The organism is Hydrogenoanaerobacterium sp. (assembly GCF_032017025.1).
Lineage (GTDB): Bacteria > Bacillota > Clostridia > Oscillospirales > Ruminococcaceae > Hydrogenoanaerobacterium.
In genome coordinates, this window is record NZ_DALZQO010000033.1 from 1 (window position 1) to 18659 (window position 18659).

The following is an 18659-nucleotide window of genomic DNA, read 5'->3' on the forward strand; positions in this document are numbered from 1 at the left end:
TGACAGCTTTATTATATTAACATAGCCCCAAAGGTTTGTCAACACTTATTTTGCAAATTATGTCGAATAACTGTTTTTCATATTGTTGGGTCATTTCTTAACTTAGGTGTTTTCTTTTAAAAGAGTTTATGCTATACTATTTAAGCAATCATAATATAAAGGCAAATTAGCCCTTAACCCCTTAATATGTGCCCGTAGCGCAGTTGGATAGCGCGATAGACTCCGACAACTCTGATGAGTGTTTTATCGAAAGTCTGCAAAGTGCTTTGGTTACTGTGTTTATCGTCAGAGAAACGAATTTTCAAAAGGTAAATGACTACTATTTGACCACTAAATTTAAATAGGTTGACTACTGCGAGAAATTGCAGTTTTCATATATGTGCCTGTAGCTCAGCTGGATAGAGTATCAGACTCCGACAACTCTGATGAGTGTTTTATCGAAAGTCTGCAAAGTGCTTTGGTTACTGTGTTTATCGTCAGAGAAACGAATTTTCAAAAGGTAAATGACTACTATTTGACCACTAAATTTAAATAGGTTGACTACTGCGAGAAATTGCAGTTTTCATATATGTGCCTGTAGCTCAGCTGGATAGAGTATCAGACTCCGACTCTGAGGGTCGTGCGTTCGAATCGCATCAGGCATACCAAATCCCCTGTTTTCAAACGAAAACAGGGGATTTTATAATTATAAAGTTCTTAAAAACCTATTTCTCAATTCGCAATCGGTCATTTTGTTTGCGTTAAAAGTTCTATCCCATGGCATTTGTCATAATTTAATAAAGTTAAGCACCATCATATGTTAAACCAGAACTTCTTTGAAGTTTCAATTTAACTCTAAAAACAAAATTCGCTATTTGCGAAATTACTTATTGACATAAACAATTTCGTCAGTTATAATTTAACTACAGCGAAGTGTAGAGGACATATTCTCTACGGTCAACTCCCCTAATTTGGAGTGCATTTGCACTCGCGGAACATCTTTATGGTGTTCTACCCAACTGGGCGCGGCACGTGGTTGATGACCGACCAACGTACCTTTGCCCAGCACCCTCCAAGCCGGGAGCTTGGAGGGTGCCCAAAGAATTAGGTGGGCGTTCTGTATGCACCTACTCTTTCCCGGGAGGGAACCACATCAACTATATTCGTGGTTCTCGAAGGAGTATAAAATGAAAAAAAACAAATCTTCGCAGCCCATGCAGAACATTCCCAGCAAGTCATCTTCCTCCCAAAAATCTCACCCATTCAAGTTTAAATTGAACAAAGTCTTTTTTAAGATTGCGTTTAAGGCACTTGAAGTAGCGCTGGTTGGTTTACAGATTGTCCAGTGCCTATGTGAGATATTTAAAAGATAAGATGATATTGTGCATAAAATGGGAAGCCCATCTAATTTTGCAGTTTAAGCCTTTGTGCTAAAATATATATGGAAGAGGTGACATAACAATGATTGGCAATGTACTAAAACGTACACGAGCTATTTATGGTTATAAGGCAACCGAAATGTGCTCAAAACTTGGCATCTCAGCCAGTTACCTATCTGAAATCGAAAACAACAAAAAAAAACCTTCTTTGGAGCTTCTTGAAAAATACGCTGAAATATACGATATAAGATTATCTTCATTAATTTTGCTTTCAGAGAACTTTGAAGATGCAGAAAAAAGCGGTTCAGGTAAAGGTTCTATTATAATTAGGAATATGATGAACCAGTTAATTAATAGTATGGCTAATTCGGCAGGTAATCCAGATGCATAATCATGATCGCTTTAAAAGGTATAGCATTGCTCAATGTGCACTATATAAATGCAGAAGCAAAGCACGTCTTGAAAAGTTGCTTTTGTTAGAACCAGGGAATCTGCAACTTATCAATTCTGCAATATCTTATCACTCCTTTGAAATTGAAAAAAAGAACTCACTTGAAAAACGCAAAATTACAGCTCCAGACAGAACGTTAAAATTGGTTCAAAAACGAATTCTTATATTGTTGCAAAAAGTCTTACGACCTACATGGCTGATCTCAGGAGAAAAAGGCAAGTGCTATATCGACAACGGAAAGGCACATCTTAACGGGAAATTCTTTTTAACAATTGACATAAAGAAATTTTACGACAATTGCAAAAGAGAGCCCGTCTATTGTTTTTTCACACAAAAGTTGCTTACTTCACCAGATGTTGCCAAAATTTTGACAGATATTATCACGTATGATTCCAGGATTCCTACTGGATGCCCAACGAGTCAAATTATGGCTTTTTATGCGTATTACGATATGTTTAACGAAATTGCGGAATATGCATTAAAGAAAAACTGTACTTTTACATTGTATGTCGACGATATGACTTTTTCCAGTCCAGAACCTTTAGATCCAAAAGTTTTACAAAGAGACGTGGATCGCATCTTAAGAAAATATGATCATAAACCAAAATATTCAAAAGTAAAGTACTATTCAGCTTCAGACTACAAGCCTGTAACCGGCACAATTATTACGCCAGACAAGTCTTTAGCTGTTCCCAATAGCCTTCAACAAAAAATTTATTTAGGTTTCCAAGAAATAAAATCTACTACTGCTACTACAGAATACTCAGATGTATCTGCGAAATTGGCATCATTGAAGGGCCAAATTCAAGCTGCTCGAAATATAAATAGAAACAAATTTCCTGAAATAATGAGGCTTACAAATAAATTAGCTGCTGCTCAACCACCTTTAAAACCCATTAAACGCAAGGGTGTCTCTTATCGAAAAAAGACTATTTCAATAAATCCAAATTAATGTATCAGAGTGAATATGTGCATAAAAGGTGAACGAATCGTTCACCTTTTTTCTACACCCCCAATCCCTTATGCAGCCCCTCTGCTGCTTTCTTTCTGTTTTTGTCAAAGGCATGAGTATAGATATCCAGTGTGGTGCTAACTTGTGCGTGTCCGAGCAGGCTTGCCACGGTTGCTACATCGGTTCCGTTGGCGATTAACAGGCTGGCTGTTGTGTGTCTAAGACTATGCACATTTAGACTTGTTGGCAGGTTGTTATCCCTTAAAATTTTGCGAAAGCGTGAGGAGAATGTATCGGGTATCATTGGTAGGTCAGTTTTATTTTGCCTGAATAGATATGTGCCATCGGTCATTTGCCTGTTTTCGTACATCCTTATATGCTGTGTGCAGAAGTCCTTGTAATCTTTCAGCAGACTCGCAAGGCTGTCGGAGAAGTAGACATATCGGTTGCCCGATACTGTCTTGGGCGGCTTGGTAAACACTTCTTCTCCTTGCACTTTAACCACGTTTCGCTGTATGCGAATTTCGTTATTCGTGAAGTTAATATCTTCCCACTTGATACCACAGCACTCGCCCCTGCGTATGCCTGTGGCAATAATAATTTTAAAATACACCTCATATTTTATACTCTCTTGCTCCAAGGCAGAGAGTATTTTTTGTACTGTTTCTTCGTCAGCAACAACTTTTTCTTTCCTCATTCCCTGTGGCTTGTAGGTTCGCCATGCCGGGTTGTGGGTGATGTAGCCTTGCTCCATTGCGGACGACAAGATACTGCACACAACTGAATGTAGCCCCTCTATAGAAGCTTCTGCAAGCAATTCGCCTGTGCGTTTGGATTTTACCTTTCTCATTTCGGCATAGAAGTTGCGAAAATCTTCAGCTTTCAAGTCCTTTAATTTGATGTGTCCAAGGTATGGCAGTATTCGCTCATACTCTATTTTATTGCGGGTTTGAGTTGACTTAGAATGTTTTATGGGAGCGACCTCATTTTTGAATATTTCAATATACTGTGCCAAAGTAATGTTTTTCTTTAGGGTGACAGGCTGATTTTTAACGGATTTTTCGAATAATATTGCCTGTTCGTTTAGCCACTTTTCCGTTTGCCTTGGAGTAAGCCCCTCGGGCGGTTTTACTGTCTTTTGCTGAGATTTCATGCGGTTGCCTTGATAGTCATAACCCATAGATACCACTATTAAATAGCTGTTACCCCTTTTGCGTATGCTGCAAGTGTGCTTTTCTTACTACCTGTGGGCCCGATAAGTGCAAGTACGGTTTTCATTTGAAATCCTGCCCCTGCAAAAAATTCAATGAGGGGAGCAGTAAACATTATTGCTACAAGTGGCTGTACTATCTCTTTAGGCGCAACATCTGAATTTAATAAATCCAAGGTTGCCAAGGCACAGTTTTTATCGGTGCCTTCAATCAGTCCATACTTTGCAACCACTGCATCATCACAAAGGCAACTGTCACTGCCGGGCATTTGGTACTCCCAACTGCTTGTATAAACCCAACCGATGTGAGAATAAAGCCTGCGTGTTAAAATATCCTCGGCAGTGCTTTGGATAGCGTGTCGGAGCTGTTCACGATTACTGTTTCCAGCTGACACATTACAAGCTGAGCCCCAGTATTCCTCGATCCAGTTCATCTTTTTAAACTCTGCAATAGTTAATGTGATGCTTTTTAGCGAATAGCCTTTCTTGTGAATACCTCCAATTTTTAAATTCTTTTTTCGCTGCTACCATTTGTGACAATCAGTTCTTCCTCCACATAGGCGATGAAGTTGCAGAGCATTCGCTGTCCGTTTGAGGTTTTCATAAACAGACAGCCATCTTCTTCAAAGTACGGCTCTGCGTAAAGTGACTTTGAAATACTATCTGTACTAAAGTCAGAGATTGGTGGTTTATATAGAATCAATGCAGTTTCTTTCAATAAGTTGTCCTCCTTTGTTTTTTGATTTTTTGTTGTCGTTCTACCTAAAGACCGTTCCTGACCGAGGTTCTCTCCATCGTTTCCGTCGCTCGCTCTTTCGAGGTCGTGGCAACCATATCATCTTTAGCCGATCATTAAATTTTAGTTTCCGATTGATTAATTAAAATATATCTGATACAATAATACTAACAGATTAAAAGTGCTTTTCAATAGCTTTTGGGGTGGTTTAAGCCTGTATCCCAAAGGTCAGGTACAGACGAAAAATCTATCCGATACAAAAGAGGAAAATTATATGATTGAGGGCACAAAAAAAACAAATGAAAAGGTAAATACCCTTAGTGAATTCACTTTAATGTTTTGGCAAAACTATTTGCTTATGGATACTACCAAGCTTCCCTTGGGTGAATGTGTGGCAGCAGTGCTTAATTTATCCGGTGATACATTACTCTTAATGAATGACAGCCGAAATGCTTTGATTGGTGCAATGCAAAACATTACTAACCCACGTATAAAAAAAGACCTTGCCACTGTTACTGATTTACAGAACAAGTTAAACAAGGTTTTGGATTTGATAATTTCACTACCGCCATTTTCTTATTTAATTAATAAAGATTTTGGACATTCTATGCTTGCAGACATTTGGAGCAGTCAACCTAAAGGCTTTATGGCTATGATGGATAGAGGAACTCATGAAGGCGAAGTGTTCCATCATTTTATTTTTAAGCTAATTTCCATTATTGATGAAACAATAGCTTTTAAAAAATATGTATCTGTTATGTTAGATTACTATTTTGAACAGCTTAATAAACGAAACCCTGAACATTATGCTGTGGGAGTTTACAGTTTCTTCACTGACACCAAGCTCATCAATGATATTCGAGCTACCATGCCCCCAATTCCAAGCTTTGATTTTGCTCAAACAAGACATGTTGGAATGGAATATGCACCCATGAGAAACCCTAACAACGAAAAGGAGTATATCATTGCAGAGCGAATTGAATTTGACAGTATGGGAGCATTTTTACATGCTGATTTCTTCAGAGCTTTAATCAATGGTCACTGCCCACGCAAGTGTCATAACTGTGGAATATATTTTTTACTTCTGTCGGGTCACAACACTTGCTATTGCTCTAACATTGCGCCAAACCAAAATAAAAAAGGTGACACAAAAACTTGCCGTGATATTGGTGCCCATGTAAAAGAGGCAGAGAAAAAAGAAAATCGCACCCCCACTCAGCAAGAGTACGACAAGGTTTACAACCGACTGAAGACACGAAAAAATCGTGGCAAGCTATCTATTGACGATTGGAACAACCAAGTTGCCGACGCTGTTTCCTATATGGAGCAAAACCAAAAAGGTGAGCTGTCTGATTTTGATTATCGGGAGATTATGAAAAAGTTTTAAGTTAATCACAGCAGGTGTATCCATTCGTTATATCCCTGCTGTGTCAATTTATACTGTTAGTCCATATTCCCAATGCTCAGGTTAGTTTTTTTCTTCATTTTTCTGCACCTCCTGAGGCATAAAAGAATACCCACAGTTTTGAGAGTCAATCTCAACACTGTGGGTATCGTAGGTTTGTAATTCAGTTGTAAGCTCAAATCCTAATTTGAAGCCTTGTATAAAGCTCGCCTTTGTTTGATAGTTGCAAATCATTTCTAAAGCATCAATGATTCGCAGAACAATTTTCCTATCCTCCTTGGATAGATGGCCAATCAATATTTTGTGATTGTCCTCTATGGAAGATTTTAGCTCCGGTAGTTCCAATGATGTGAAGAATTCGTGGTATAGGTCATCTAATCTTTGTGGCATATTCTCGCCCTCCTTTGTAAACACAAGGGATACCACAAGAAGATGGGAATAGCTACACAAGTTTAGAGAATCCAATTCATCTCCCATCTGAACTAATCAATCTTACCCATTAATAATTTCCGAAATTTGCCTATAAGCTTCTGGTAACGATTCTTTTATCATTTTATCCGATATTGCAATGCTGTCTTTCGGAATTCTCGAATCATTTCTGGACCACATAACCGGATAAATATAAAGGTTAAATGATTCTTTCCCAGCTAATTTTATAGTTTTTCCATCAAAAACTGTTGTAAAATCGGGCTTAAACAAATTTACCACCTGCGAAAATATTACTTCTTGCTCCGTTAATGAAAGCTCTTGATGCAATTTACCCTCACAAATCCAGTCGAGCAAATCTATTCCCAACTTTCTGTTGAGTGGTATTTTCAAGCTTTGGTTCCAAAAATGTTTTAAACACTCTTGGCATGCGCTATCACAATTATTTTTACAAGTCATTAGTGTTTCTCGTGTCATCTCAAACAACTCTTCTGATCGCTCAGCAATAGCTGAACTATATCCTGCACCACTGGACAGATTATCAAACAAGAAAATATCGGCACAAACCACATCTTCACCATATCTAATACGAAATCCACTTTTAATATCAGTAAACTCTATATCTAACAACTTTCCTGCCGATAATGCCATTGCTTCAGCTAATGTTTGCGCTGCTGACGACAACCAAATGTTATCGGCTCTAACATCAAGTACGTTATCATCTAATGTTACTTCATAAACAACCATGTCTGTTCTCATTTGATGCCCCAGAAAAATATTCTCACATTCACTTTCAGGATGAAAACATTTTTTGTCACTATACGGATGCTTATAGGGTTTTTGCACTTGCTTTAAATCCGGATATTCATCGCCCGGCACTGCTGCTCCACATATTTTACACAGGTAGAAACCTTTTTCAGATATCCCCCTATTCACCATTGTCAACGGCTGATTTGGAAGTTTAACGCATTTGACATTTTTGTAATCGCCTATTGTTTTAAGCTGTGTTTCATCTAAGGGGAGTGCATATGCCGGCGATGTCGCATAACTATTTTCACTCTCCGCTTCTGCTTCACGGATAGACATTCCATTTAGCGGAGCGAAGCCCCAAGGTTTAACAACACTTTTTGAATGAATACCGCTATTGCAAAACGGACACAATCCATCAGAAGGTAATTCGTAGTCAACCCATGTACATAAAGGATTTGCACACATATACAAGGTTTTATAAAAATCTTTGCTATGAATATATTTTGCAGCAGGCTTATCATAGTAGCCTTTGGCAAACTTAGAATGATAGTTGTAAATTCCTCCTGATTTATAGGATTTTTTATTAACTACTACGATTCTTCCTGGAGCATACTCACTCAAAGCAATGTCAATAGAGCGATCTGGTTTTTGTTCAATTTCTTTACCATTATTCTTTTCTATGTGAAAACCAACAATATTTCTTGGAAAAGAATACGTAGGAAAAATTCCTTCCTCTAATACACAGTCTAAAAACGATTTCTCATTACCCTCATCATCCTTATAATTTTCTGGAATTTCGCATGATTTTCGATTTAATTCATCCAATTGATATACTAAGGATTCTGGTCGATAAGTATCCTTCATATTCAAGGATGGCAAAAGTCTTAGAATTTCCACATCTGAAAAGATTTTGTTGCTTAAAAAAGATTTCATTTCATTGTAGTATGATGCAAAAAAAGTTAGAATTCCAATTTGATCTACTGAAATATTTTTATGCTCAAAAAAAGAGCACACCATCACCGTATTTAGATGTCTGTGAATTAGCTTTTGATTTTTAACATCTATCCACGGCTTTCTGGGGTCTCCAGAGATAATTTTCTCAGGATGGTAGTAATAATAGCTATCATACGGTCCGTTATCCGTATATGTAACAATCGTCGAAATAGCAGAACTTCTACGGCCTGCTCGACCTGCTCGCTGTTGGTAGTTTTCGCGCATTGGCGGTACATTTCTCAGTCCTATGGCGGTTAATGAACCAATATCTATTCCAACTTCCATGGTCGTAGTACAACTTAACACATCAACCGGCTTGTCATTATTTGCATATATATTTTGAAAACGCATCTCAAAATCTTCGGTTGTAGACCAAGTTTTTAGCTTACCATCTTTATGGGAAAGTTGAGCCGTATGTTCTTCAACATTTATTCTGGTCATTAGTGATTTCTTGTCGCCGTTTAAAGCTTCAAGTACAGGTTCTCTCCAGAATTTGATGCGTTCGAAATCCTTTGTCTCCATTTGAACCGGAGATGCTTTCCCGCATCTTGCACATGTGCCCCATAAAGTAAATGGAGAAACACCACTGCATCGAGGACACACATGCCACTGGCTATTATTATCGTATTTAAGTGCTATTCTGTGCAAACTCAAATATTTATTATCACTATCTTCGCCTTTCGATAAGAATTTCTGCAATTGCCCCCATATAATTTGGATTTGAGCATCTGTAAGTAACTGATTTTTTAGAATGTCCTCTATCTTTTTTGGCAGTTTGGCATCAGGTTTCAATCCAAATCTATCGTCGTATATTGAAATATCTCCACGAATGCTATCCGATATTTCGCTTCCTAAGGAATATGTATCAGTCATAATTTCGATGGCCCATGATGCAAAAACTTTTTCGAAGTCATCTCTACTCAAATTGATTTCAGCATCTTCAAACAACTCTAAGGTTTCCTCAATCGTATCATCATCGCAAGGAACAACCCATGCTAATGCAGCATCTGTCAAAGAACGAAAATTGCTACACATTTGTTTAATTAGCTGTTCATAAAACAACTTCGGAATTCTGTCAAATTTTTTAGCTCTGCGAATAAAGTCTATCTTTCCTCCATATCGTTTCAAAAGTTTTTGCATCTCAGCAATATCTTCTTTAAGTTCAACTTCGTCATCGCCATAAAAAAATCTCAAGTTATTTTCTGCTGAAATCTTTAAAAAGGCAATATACAGCAGATTCATTGATGCTTCTTGGTGATTTTCTTTCGCCCAATTCTGAAGTTCAATTAGTGCGATAGTAAGTGCTTTTTTCATTGCATCTTCATCAGCGGCACGAGTCAAATCTTTAGCGAGAATAGCCGCTTTTTGTCTACTGTCAGAAAAAAGAAGAACCTTTCTACCTGCATTTGGAGTTTTCTCAATTTCAGCTTGTTCGAACATCGTTGGAGGTTGAATATAAAATTGTTCTGATACCAAGTTGAAAAATGGCTCATTTCCCTTTGTTACGAAATCGGTTGCAGCTAATCTTCTTTTTCCACACTTTGGACAAGAGCTGAATGTCCAAATCCCGGGCTTTCCCTTTCTCTCTTTTTTGGAATAAGCAAGGTGAATAAATCCATCTTGTTTTGCATGGAAATCATCGGTGTATATTTTACCCGTACTACTATCCACCCAAATGAGCGAATCCTCTTTTCCTTTTTTGTAACCATTATCACCAGAAATCGGATAAAAATATACTTCTTTAAAGTCCTGGCTAAAATTCTCGCCTATGTGATTCCAAATGAAGGAGGGTGAATTTGAGTCGACATAACCTTTCAGAAAAATGGCACCACATGTTCGGTCATTCACAAGTTCAAAAATTTTGCCACCGCACAAACATCTTGACTTGTGTTTTCCAAGATAAATTTTGCCTAACCCCAAAGATTTAGCGTTTTCATCAGTACAACCGCAATTAGGATTCGAACATGCTGAAAGCCCTTTCAATCCTCTGAACATCAAATGTAATCGTGTAGGGAAGAATACGCTGCCTTCTGGAGTTTTTGCTAAATGAGCCAATGAAAGCAATAAACTTGTTGCTTTGCGAGAATTTTCGATAGATTCATAGGGAAAAGCCGTTGAACACAGTGCATCGAATTTAGTTGCTTTTCCTCTGCATTCTTTGATAATATCCAGCATTGGCTTGCATTTTCTTAACTTTGTACACAGCCAAACAGAACGATTTTCCATATTCGAAAAATCATTCTCCGTATATTCCCAATTCACTTTATTCGCAATCTTTTTGATGCACTCGCTCTGTAGTTGAAAACTATTATGTAGGTCGTCTATAGAAATATCCTGTAAAATATTCGGATCAAAATCCTTTGAGTCCGAGAAATCTATTTGCTCAGGATCCCCTATAAATACTTCAAATGAATTTTGTTGATTGGTTTGAGCAGTTAAGTCGCAAGCAAATTTATTTACAGCATCCATTCCGTCCTTTGGCATACTTGCACTTGTCAAAATAAATTGAATTCTATCTCGAGATATCCCGAGCTTGTGCATAAACCTTCGGATTAGCAAAGCAACTTCTCCGCCAGCAGACCCTTTATACATGTGTGCTTCATCGATAATAAACAGTAGTTTATTGTCGGGTGAAGTTTTTAACCAGTTTTGAGTATCTTTCCAAATACAATTTTCAATCGGTCTGATCAACATATATTGCAACATAGAGTAGTTTGTGATCAATATATCCGGGCAGTTTTGCCGAATTTCTTGGCGGGTTATGAGTTCTACATCATCACAAGCCGTAAAGTGTTCTCCTTGTGTCAGATGTTCAACAAACCTGTATAAATCTTTTTTTGCAGGATATTTACCAATGTTTTTTAATGAACAAATTGAATCCTCTTTTTCTTGAAACTCCACTGTATTGTGAGGATTATTATTAAGCAAATCAGTACGTATTGTTTTGGCAAGCTCTTTATCTTTATTCAAGTCTGGCTCGCCAGCATAGGGTGTTCTCCCGGTATACATGCCAAACTGTGGTATACGGGCATCAGGCGCAACCTCGTTTGAAATCTGTTGAAAGTCGCTACTTCCAATCATTTTTCTTAAACGGCCTAACTGATCAGATACTAACGCATTCATAGGATAAAGCATCAGAGCTCGTACTCCACGTTTTTCCCAAGTTCCAGGAGATATCTGAGCCTCTTCGAGCAATTTTCCTACCATTGGCCACATAAAACACTCCGTTTTACCAGAACCAGTACCAGTAGCTACAAACACATCTTTATCACTTGCAAAGGCATTTAGCACTTTTATTTGATGTAAATAAGGATTAGGAAAAACACCCACCTTTTTATCCGAAAGTGCCACGAGAGAACTTTTAATAACTTCTCGATTCTTCGGAATTTCCATATTTGCAATTCCGTTTCTTTCAATCAAATATGACTGATTGGCCTCAATATATGGTTCTTGATATAATTCGCCATCTTTTTCAATCTCTTTTTCACAAGCCAATCTTAGTGCATCATTTTTCCCAAGATAGACTGTTTTAATGTAATCTAACATTTTCTCTTTTAACGCAGAATGGGTAGCTTCTACGCTATACTGATCTTTCATAGTTCACCTCGTCTATATCTATCATAAGGTTTTCTATAATCCTTCTAATTTGTGACCAAACTTCTTTGTTATAAACATAATTAAGCCTATCTGATATTGAATGAATAGGCCAGCCTAAAAACCTAAGCATATATTCCTCAGGGTAAGGTAGAGATGTAATATTTCTATTCACTTTTACATGGTCTTTGTAGCAAAAAGCTTTTATCACCAGAGGATTATTTTCGACACTTCTCAAATATAATAAAACTCTTTTTAAATTTCCACTTTCTACAAAAAAATCATTGAGTTTAGAAGATAAGCATTTTCCATTTTTTTGTGTTTCAACAAAGTATCGATATTGTTTGATTCCTGTTTCAATTCTCGAAATGTAGTATTTTTGCTTTGGCGGCTTATCCACCCAGGATTTGTAGAAAGTTGTAGTGCGTATAGAAGGATCGAAATACTCTTTTTCAACATTCCAATTATCTGCAGAAAATGGCATGCATTCAATTAAATTATTAAAGAATTCACTGCTATCTATAAATTTGTTGTCATAAACAAATGGTCGTTTTGGGGACAAACAACACACACCATTATAATGTTCTGAAATATCTATATTATCAGCTAATATTACGGAGTTCCTCTTAACCGTTTGCGCCACTGCGCATATTCGATTAGACATATCATCAATAAATAATTCATTACTTACCACCAATAGTTCTTGGATGCTATGTAGCGGAAAATTATTATCTTGAGATGATTCTGCATCGTAAAACCAGCATCTGACTTCAGGGAAAAAGCACAGTATTTCATCTAATACTTCCTTAGATCTCTCGGTGTGATATTTTTTTGTTACAGAAGACGTGAGATTATTTCCATCGTACCCATCCAGAGGGATTACCTTCATCCATGCTGCCAAGGCAGAATAAATGACTCGTGATGTGTAAAGATTTTGCGTTTCTTCAATAAATTGAATTATATTTAAATCTTGTGCTATTTTTGACAGCAATGTATTATTCATAATCGATCTCTTCCTCTAAAAGTGCTATAATCTCCTCTTTTATACCGCACTTGGAAAGGGACTCTAATATTTCTTGCTTATTTGTATAGCAACACATCAGTAAATTAAAAAGGTTAGCAAATGTCGACGCAATGCTTTTTCCTCCGATTTGCTGATATGCAGACATTATCATGGTTACGTTGTTTTGATACTGTGCTCTGATGGGCTTTATATCCATCAAATTCTTTACAATTTCGAACTGTGATTTTTCCACTTTAATGTTGAGGTAATCAATATTGAAGTTTCCAAATCCCAGATCATCTTCGCTTTCGCTCTCTGTACCCCACACAGAATCCGTAGCAATAAAAGTTACATAATTGCTTAAATATCTGGGAATAAGGTTTAAAACATCTGAGTCTTCACAAGAAAACAAAACAATCTTTTCCGGACAATATTTTGAAATTGACGAGATCATTGATGTGTTAACTGTATCTAAAGATCCATGGATTACGAATGTTCTTCTATTGGATTTATTTATTAACCCAATAGTTTTATCGACATCATTCCATCCCATTGGAAATTGAATTTCAACCGGAGCTTGTCCACCTTCGATTAATAATGAGATAGCGCAACCAACTGCCATGCTTTTAGAACCGCAGACTATTATATTTTTACCCAATGATATGGTTGCTGTAATGAACAGGGCAAAATCATAGGAATAATCATTTTGCAAACCATAGGCAATCAGGTTATCTTGCAAGTCGTCAACAAAACACGAAATATCATCTATTTCGCTTTCACTCATTTTTAATTTTAATTTAGGTTCTGCAATATACGGTGTCCCTGTTGTGCTGTTATTTACATTTGAAAGCCCAGATAAAGTAGCCAGTTCCACCATGTCAGATTGAAATCTTTTTAACTGCTCAGTTGTTTTTGCTGCAATACTTTCCGCATTTTCCTCTAACTCTTTATTTTTAAGGCACAATTCTTCACATGTGGTTTCTAATCTTTCTTTTTTTGCGTTGTGTTCGGCAATCATTTGATCAAGACGAACTTTATTATTTTCTAATTCAGATAAATCTTTTTTCAAAGAATTCATTTGAGAAATAATTTCATTTTTAAAATCATCCTGTTCTGCAAGCCACTGATTCTTAATTTCTTCCCTGCAGATTGCCATAACATCTGGATCGTTTGATAGTGCAGCACTTACAATATTAGAAAAATCGTCAAGCTTTAGATAGAAATCTTTGACTTCGGACGATACATGTCTCAATGAATACTCAATATCGGACATTTTGAATCCGGTATTTTCAAAAAAAGCTGTAATTTCTTTGCTGTTGGAAAAGGCTTCTTCTATCATTGTTATCCATTTTTGAGCGTCCGATTTGGATACTTTTAAAATTTCCTTGTTGTTTTTTATGTACTTCGAGATATATGCTTTACTATAATCTTCTGGGGTTCTAAGTGGGAAATTTCTCTCGGCACGACCTAACTGCAGATATTTAAAAAAATATCTAATTGGCATTCTTTGCCCTTCAGCATTAAAAATATCACATGCACTTGTATCTACTATATCATCCTGATAAATGTTGAATAGTCCCACATAATGTGTTGTTTTCAGCATGTCTGCACAGTGCTTTTGTATTTTATATGTATTAGTATTTGGAATAGATTGAAAATTTCTTTTGCTAAATGAGATTGACTCATACATGTCTGAGGACTTATTAATAACGATTAAGAAATCTTCAGATGTGTAGAAAGGTATCTCTATGCCATTTTGCAAGAGAGTTCGAATCTCATTATCACTATTATGTTTATCTAAATCTATTTCAGAAAGGAAAATCACTTCTATCGGCTGTTGTTTGGCAGACTCAGATTCCGTATTGATATAGGGTAATCCCGTATGGATATTGGTGCCAGATACAGTTCTCCACCTACGCACTTCAGCAACATAAGGTTTTAAGGTACTTGCGAAAGCTCTGACATGTCGAGGATAATAATTGTCTATGTCTTTTTCTTCCCAACCACTATATTCAGCACAGAAAAAACAGTTGTCCTCAATATCAAAATCCGCTATGCGATTAACCTTGTTTCTGACTTCATGTGTATTGTAATCTATTTCCGCAATACACAAAGAATATTTATTCATCATCTGTTTTACCTCCTGTTGCTATATAGCGTAGTATTGTGGGCTGTATATTCCCGGTCGATATCATTGGTGATAGTTCCAGGTATTTTAACAGTTGCTGAGCTTGTTTTTTGTATTTAAGTGATATTGGTACAGTGGGTTCTAAGTAGTGCTTTTTTGCAAGAAACCTAATCTCTTTGTCTTGAATAATTTTTTCTGCTTTTAAAGGTTTTTTGAAAGTAATATTCCGCAGTAACTGTTTGTTTTGCTCGTCGAAAATCCATATGCTTTTAATTTTATTTTTCAACTCATGAACCGTTGGTGTGCTACCAACATGTTCTTCTATTTCTATTGAATACGAAGACCAAAAAAGGGCTTTGAGCTTATGGTTTGATATAAATTGAATTGTATTTGGTAATAGCAATTTCAAATTCGTTTCGGCGGTTATCTCTTCATCGCCAAGAAATAGGGACATTTTTTTCCCTTTTCCAACACAACCATTAACAGCGGATGAGAAAATTAATCCGTTCGCTAAATATTTTCGATCTATTGTAAAGGCTTGTGTATTTGAATTTGGTATTAATGTGCACCACTTTTGATTCTCTTCACCATAAACCTTGACTTCGCTGTATTTTTCATTGAAATATTTATAGATTTTAGGACTCTGCTCATCTGACTTTACAGCACAAAATATAGACTTGTTAGCCCTGGTCATGTAACAGGGAATATTAGCTTCTGATGTTTTCGCTACAGGAGGCCATATAGGAATAATTTTAGGTTTAATATACAACAGTTTGAGCCTTAGCCTATTCCAGAAAAAGGTGTCCAAATTTTTGAATTCTTGTTCACTACTATGTTCTATGGTAATAACATAAAGACTAAATCTATCTTTTCCAATATAAAATTCAGACACAAATTCACAAATAAGTCCATTCATCGTTGAATATCTACCCGATGGAACCACCCAATAGTATTTAGTGTGCGGTTCAATTGTGTCATTTTTTCGCACTTTACGTCCACCTTTTTCCGAATAAGTAAACAAAGCGCCATAACCAGTAAAACCATCTGAATATTGGGACCAAGCTTCTGCAAGGGTTTCTTCCGCTCTCTTGTCCGATATGCAAATTTTGTAGTTTTTATCTGCAATCGGAACAAATGTTACCTTCAATAAGGATGTTTGTTCGCATATAAAATTACAAGAACTCAGTTCATACACATTTGAGGACGAATAAATCCGAGAATCCTGCATGATTTCAAGTGTAATTTGTTTATCTATGACAATGTCATAAATATGCTTATTTAAAGACGGAAACATCATATTTATGGTTATTTCCGCTCCGTTTCGCTTTAAGTATAAAGATAACCCTACTCTCTCGTAATAAGTTAAATTGGATTGTCCGTCAACTCGGCGATCACAATCTAAACCTTTACCAGGCAAGTGCCAAAAGCCCAAATTTTTTCTTGCACTAACATACTCACCGCATTCAGGACACACAAAACGTGTTAAAGAGCGGTATCCGTCGAAATCCATGATGTTAATTTCTTTTTCTTTTCCCACGCTAAGTCTGTCAATTGCGGTTTGCATTATTCACACCACCTTTATTTTAACTTAAAACTTAAAATCCCTTATACCCACCAAAACCAAGCATGTACACAGCCATTGCAATGGCAAGGTCATCAGATTCCATATGCTTTTGAGCTGCTATCGTCTTCAATTCATCAATTACGGTGTCGTTTGGCACAATGGAATTTCCAAGGGTATCTACTGCTTTTTGAATGACTTCCGGCAATATCATACACATCTGATAAAATGCATCTCCTTGCCCAGTTACTAAGGCATAGAACTGGTCAATGCTCACTCTGCGAATAAGTTTATGCCCAACCTTCTGCTTGTCCACCGTGGTTTCCCATTTAATATTTTGAGAATGCTGTGCAATGGCTTCTACTAAAAAGCAAGCACAATCATCGTCTTTGAGCAGTTGATTTTGCATCTTAATAAACGTCTTTCCGGCAGAAGCAGAATTCATTGTATTGTGCTTGTTCTTCATTTCTACATACACCGTATGTACATTGCCCGCACCGGGAATTTCTATTCCGTTTTCATTTTCATAAATAACGTCCCAACCACCGTCTTTGCCATTATCGGGCACACGGCAATTTTCTATATACTGAAACATTCTCTGATGAAAGTATCCAATATCATTGTTGTTGGATTTATCACGCTGTCTGAAAATCTCATTGCTAACGATTTCTTCCCAAGAGGACTGGTAAACAGTTTTATCAAAAATCAGCTTAATGGGATCAACCAAGTTTTTATTGAAGCGTTTCAGGTCGAACGACTCCAACTTTTCTCCGTATTTTTCAATCGTAGAACAAACATGATTTCTAAAATCTTCTTCACTGATAAAGTCTAATTTCCACATTATAAACACTCCAATCCTTCTCTGATTTTCTTTCCAATTTCGTATGCTAAATGAACGGGCACTGCATTGCCTACCTGTTTATATTGTTGGCCTACACTACCACAGAATTCCCAATCATCGGGAAAGCTCTGACATCTTGCATTTTCTCTGACAGTAAACGGACGAGCTTCTAAGGGATGGCAGCGATCCGTTTGCTTTTGGCTGGGTGAGGTTAAGACGGTGAGAGAGGGCTCATCAAGGCTCAAACGTCTTAAAATACCCGTTCTACCACCCTCCATATACCAACAGCTCTTCATGTATTCCTTTGCTATGTCCTCTGGTATATCTCTCCAGTAGCCGCCTGGGGGAACCATCTCAAAAATCTCCTGCTTGTACTTTGAATAAGGAGAACCAATGCTTTTGGGGCAATCCAGCAGAATGTCCCGCAATACGGGCTTATATTTGTGAGGAGCAGGGAATTCAAATTTAATCTTGCCCACCAAATCATTTCGAATACCGATCGTGATTAAGCGTTCTCTCTTTTGTGGCACTCCATAGTCCCAAGCGTTGAGCACTTGCTTTTGAATTGTGTACCCTTCTTCTTCAAAAATATCTAAAATTGTTTTATAAGTCTGCCCTTTATCATGGGAGAGCAAGCCTCGAACATTTTCAAACAGAAACATTTTCGGCTGAAGCTGTTTTAAAAACAGAGCATAGTGATAAAAGAGGGTGCCTCGTGCATCTTCCAAACCCAAGCGTTTTCCTGCATAAGAAAAAGACTGACAGGGGGATCCTCCGGATAACAAATCCAATTCGCCTTTATGGATATTGAAGTACTCTTCCAAATCCAGTTGAGATATATTAGCGATATCATCGTGGATTACTCTCCAATTAGGACGGTTGCACCTCAGTGTATCCGAAGCTGCTTTGTCAAACTCGATCAAACCGATGGTATCGAATCCTGCTTGTTCAATACCCAATGCAAGGCCACCTGCACCAGCAAACAGTTCAATGGATGTAAACTTTTTGGGGTATTCCGTTTCCTCTGTTAGCTCCATAATATCGCCAATATTGCAATCTAAAGATCTGCAAATCTTTTCAATGCTTTCAAATGATACCGGTTCATTTTTTCCCATACGAGCAAGTACATTAAAGCTGATACCTGAAATCTCTTTCAAATCAGTTTTTTTCATTTTTCTATCTATTAGCATTTTCCATAACTTATCATAACTAAGTGACATGCGTACCTCCATAAAATCTATTACACAAAAA

General features: G+C 37.1%; 14 protein-coding genes and 1 tRNA gene. 5 read left to right on the forward strand and 10 right to left on the reverse strand.

Translation table 11 applies throughout. From position 1 onward, the window contains the following. Positions 1-570 precede the first annotated feature (570 nt). From RTV33_RS14525 to RTV33_RS14540, 4 genes are all read left to right on the forward strand, one after another. Positions 571-647 (forward strand) — tRNA-Arg (locus RTV33_RS14525). A gap of 519 nt (positions 648-1166) precedes the next feature. Further along, on the forward strand, positions 1167-1352 hold the full coding sequence (locus RTV33_RS14530; RefSeq protein ID WP_312645428.1) for a hypothetical protein: 186 nt from the start codon (positions 1167-1169) through the stop codon (positions 1350-1352). Between the two features lie 88 nt (positions 1353-1440). Further along, positions 1441-1749: a helix-turn-helix transcriptional regulator gene (locus tag RTV33_RS14535; RefSeq protein WP_312645429.1), complete on the forward strand. Its 309-nt coding sequence runs from the start codon at positions 1441-1443 to the stop codon at positions 1747-1749. After that, positions 1742-2761: a reverse transcriptase family protein gene (locus RTV33_RS14540; protein WP_312645430.1), complete on the forward strand. Its 1020-nt coding sequence runs from the start codon at positions 1742-1744 to the stop codon at positions 2759-2761. Before RTV33_RS14535 ends, RTV33_RS14540 begins: the two co-directional genes overlap by 8 nt. Before the next feature lie 52 nt (positions 2762-2813). On the opposite strand, the gene RTV33_RS14545 is transcribed toward RTV33_RS14540, so the two are convergent. The 3 genes from RTV33_RS14545 to RTV33_RS14555 all read right to left on the reverse strand — a co-directional run bounded on the left by RTV33_RS14545 (position 2814) and on the right by RTV33_RS14555 (position 4689). Further along, the gene (locus RTV33_RS14545; RefSeq protein WP_312645431.1) at positions 2814-3941 is read right to left on the reverse strand and encodes a site-specific integrase; all 1128 of its coding nucleotides are present in this window, start codon (positions 3939-3941) and stop codon (positions 2814-2816) included. Between the two features lie 11 nt (positions 3942-3952). Beyond that, positions 3953-4405 carry a hypothetical protein gene (locus RTV33_RS14550; RefSeq protein WP_312645432.1) on the reverse strand — a complete coding sequence of 151 codons (453 nt, stop codon included), beginning with the start codon at positions 4403-4405 and terminating at the stop codon, positions 3953-3955. 71 nt (positions 4406-4476) lie between these two features. Beyond that, positions 4477-4689: a hypothetical protein gene (locus RTV33_RS14555; RefSeq protein ID WP_312645434.1), complete on the reverse strand. Its 213-nt coding sequence runs from the start codon at positions 4687-4689 to the stop codon at positions 4477-4479. A 292-nt stretch (positions 4690-4981) separates the two neighbouring features. Between RTV33_RS14555 and RTV33_RS14560 the strand changes: the two genes are divergently transcribed. Beyond that, positions 4982-6094, forward strand: a complete 1113-nt coding sequence (locus RTV33_RS14560; RefSeq protein ID WP_312645436.1) for a DUF6076 domain-containing protein — start codon at positions 4982-4984, stop codon at positions 6092-6094. An 81-nt stretch (positions 6095-6175) separates the two neighbouring features. Here RTV33_RS14560 and RTV33_RS14565 read toward each other — a convergent pair whose 3' ends face one another. The 7 genes from RTV33_RS14565 to dcm all read right to left on the reverse strand — a co-directional run bounded on the left by RTV33_RS14565 (position 6176) and on the right by dcm (position 18628). Further along, positions 6176-6502 carry a DUF6809 family protein gene (locus tag RTV33_RS14565; protein ID WP_312645437.1) on the reverse strand — a complete coding sequence of 109 codons (327 nt, stop codon included), beginning with the start codon at positions 6500-6502 and terminating at the stop codon, positions 6176-6178. A gap of 102 nt (positions 6503-6604) precedes the next feature. Continuing rightward, positions 6605-11878 (reverse strand): DEAD/DEAH box helicase, encoded by a 5274-nt coding sequence (locus tag RTV33_RS14570; RefSeq protein WP_312645438.1) that lies wholly within the window; start codon positions 11876-11878, stop codon positions 6605-6607. Continuing rightward, positions 11862-12878, reverse strand: coding sequence for a hypothetical protein (locus RTV33_RS14575; protein WP_312645439.1), 1017 nt, complete (start codon positions 12876-12878; stop codon positions 11862-11864). The genes RTV33_RS14570 and RTV33_RS14575 overlap by 17 nt, the downstream gene beginning before the upstream one ends. Further along, on the reverse strand, positions 12871-15009 hold the full coding sequence (locus RTV33_RS14580) for a hypothetical protein (protein ID WP_312645440.1): 2139 nt from the start codon (positions 15007-15009) through the stop codon (positions 12871-12873). The genes RTV33_RS14575 and RTV33_RS14580 overlap by 8 nt, the downstream gene beginning before the upstream one ends. Next, a complete protein-coding gene (locus tag RTV33_RS14585; RefSeq protein WP_312645441.1) occupies positions 14999-16570 on the reverse strand; it encodes a hypothetical protein in 1572 nt (523 codons plus the stop codon). Before RTV33_RS14585 ends, RTV33_RS14580 begins: the two co-directional genes overlap by 11 nt. Before the next feature lie 31 nt (positions 16571-16601). After that, positions 16602-17408, reverse strand: coding sequence for an Eco47II family restriction endonuclease (locus RTV33_RS14590; RefSeq protein ID WP_312645442.1), 807 nt, complete (start codon positions 17406-17408; stop codon positions 16602-16604). After that, positions 17408-18628 (reverse strand): DNA (cytosine-5-)-methyltransferase, encoded by a 1221-nt coding sequence (gene dcm, locus RTV33_RS14595; protein WP_312645443.1) that lies wholly within the window; start codon positions 18626-18628, stop codon positions 17408-17410. The genes RTV33_RS14590 and dcm overlap by 1 nt, the downstream gene beginning before the upstream one ends. Between the last annotated feature and the right edge of the window lie 31 nt (positions 18629-18659).

What these genes read in the sequence shown, in the direction of transcription:
- RTV33_RS14530 (WP_312645428.1), top strand. Translation starts at nt 1,167, where the DNA reads ATGAAAAAAAACAAATCTTCGCAGCCCATGCAGAACATTCCCAGCAAG.
- RTV33_RS14535 (WP_312645429.1), top strand. Translation starts at nt 1,441, where the DNA reads ATGATTGGCAATGTACTAAAACGTACACGAGCTATTTATGGTTATAAG.
- RTV33_RS14540 (WP_312645430.1), top strand. Translation starts at nt 1,742, where the DNA reads ATGCATAATCATGATCGCTTTAAAAGGTATAGCATTGCTCAATGTGCA.
- RTV33_RS14545 (WP_312645431.1), bottom strand. Translation starts at nt 3,941, where the DNA reads ATGGGTTATGACTATCAAGGCAACCGCATGAAATCTCAGCAAAAGACA.
- RTV33_RS14550 (WP_312645432.1), bottom strand. Translation starts at nt 4,405, where the DNA reads ATGAACTGGATCGAGGAATACTGGGGCTCAGCTTGTAATGTGTCAGCT.
- RTV33_RS14560 (WP_312645436.1), top strand. Translation starts at nt 4,982, where the DNA reads ATGATTGAGGGCACAAAAAAAACAAATGAAAAGGTAAATACCCTTAGT.
- RTV33_RS14565 (WP_312645437.1), bottom strand. Translation starts at nt 6,502, where the DNA reads ATGCCACAAAGATTAGATGACCTATACCACGAATTCTTCACATCATTG.
- RTV33_RS14570 (WP_312645438.1), bottom strand. Translation starts at nt 11,878, where the DNA reads ATGAAAGATCAGTATAGCGTAGAAGCTACCCATTCTGCGTTAAAAGAG.
- RTV33_RS14575 (WP_312645439.1), bottom strand. Translation starts at nt 12,878, where the DNA reads ATGAATAATACATTGCTGTCAAAAATAGCACAAGATTTAAATATAATT.
- RTV33_RS14580 (WP_312645440.1), bottom strand. Translation starts at nt 15,009, where the DNA reads ATGATGAATAAATATTCTTTGTGTATTGCGGAAATAGATTACAATACA.
- RTV33_RS14585 (WP_312645441.1), bottom strand. Translation starts at nt 16,570, where the DNA reads ATGCAAACCGCAATTGACAGACTTAGCGTGGGAAAAGAAAAAGAAATT.
- RTV33_RS14590 (WP_312645442.1), bottom strand. Translation starts at nt 17,408, where the DNA reads ATGTGGAAATTAGACTTTATCAGTGAAGAAGATTTTAGAAATCATGTT.
- dcm (WP_312645443.1), bottom strand. Translation starts at nt 18,628, where the DNA reads ATGTCACTTAGTTATGATAAGTTATGGAAAATGCTAATAGATAGAAAA.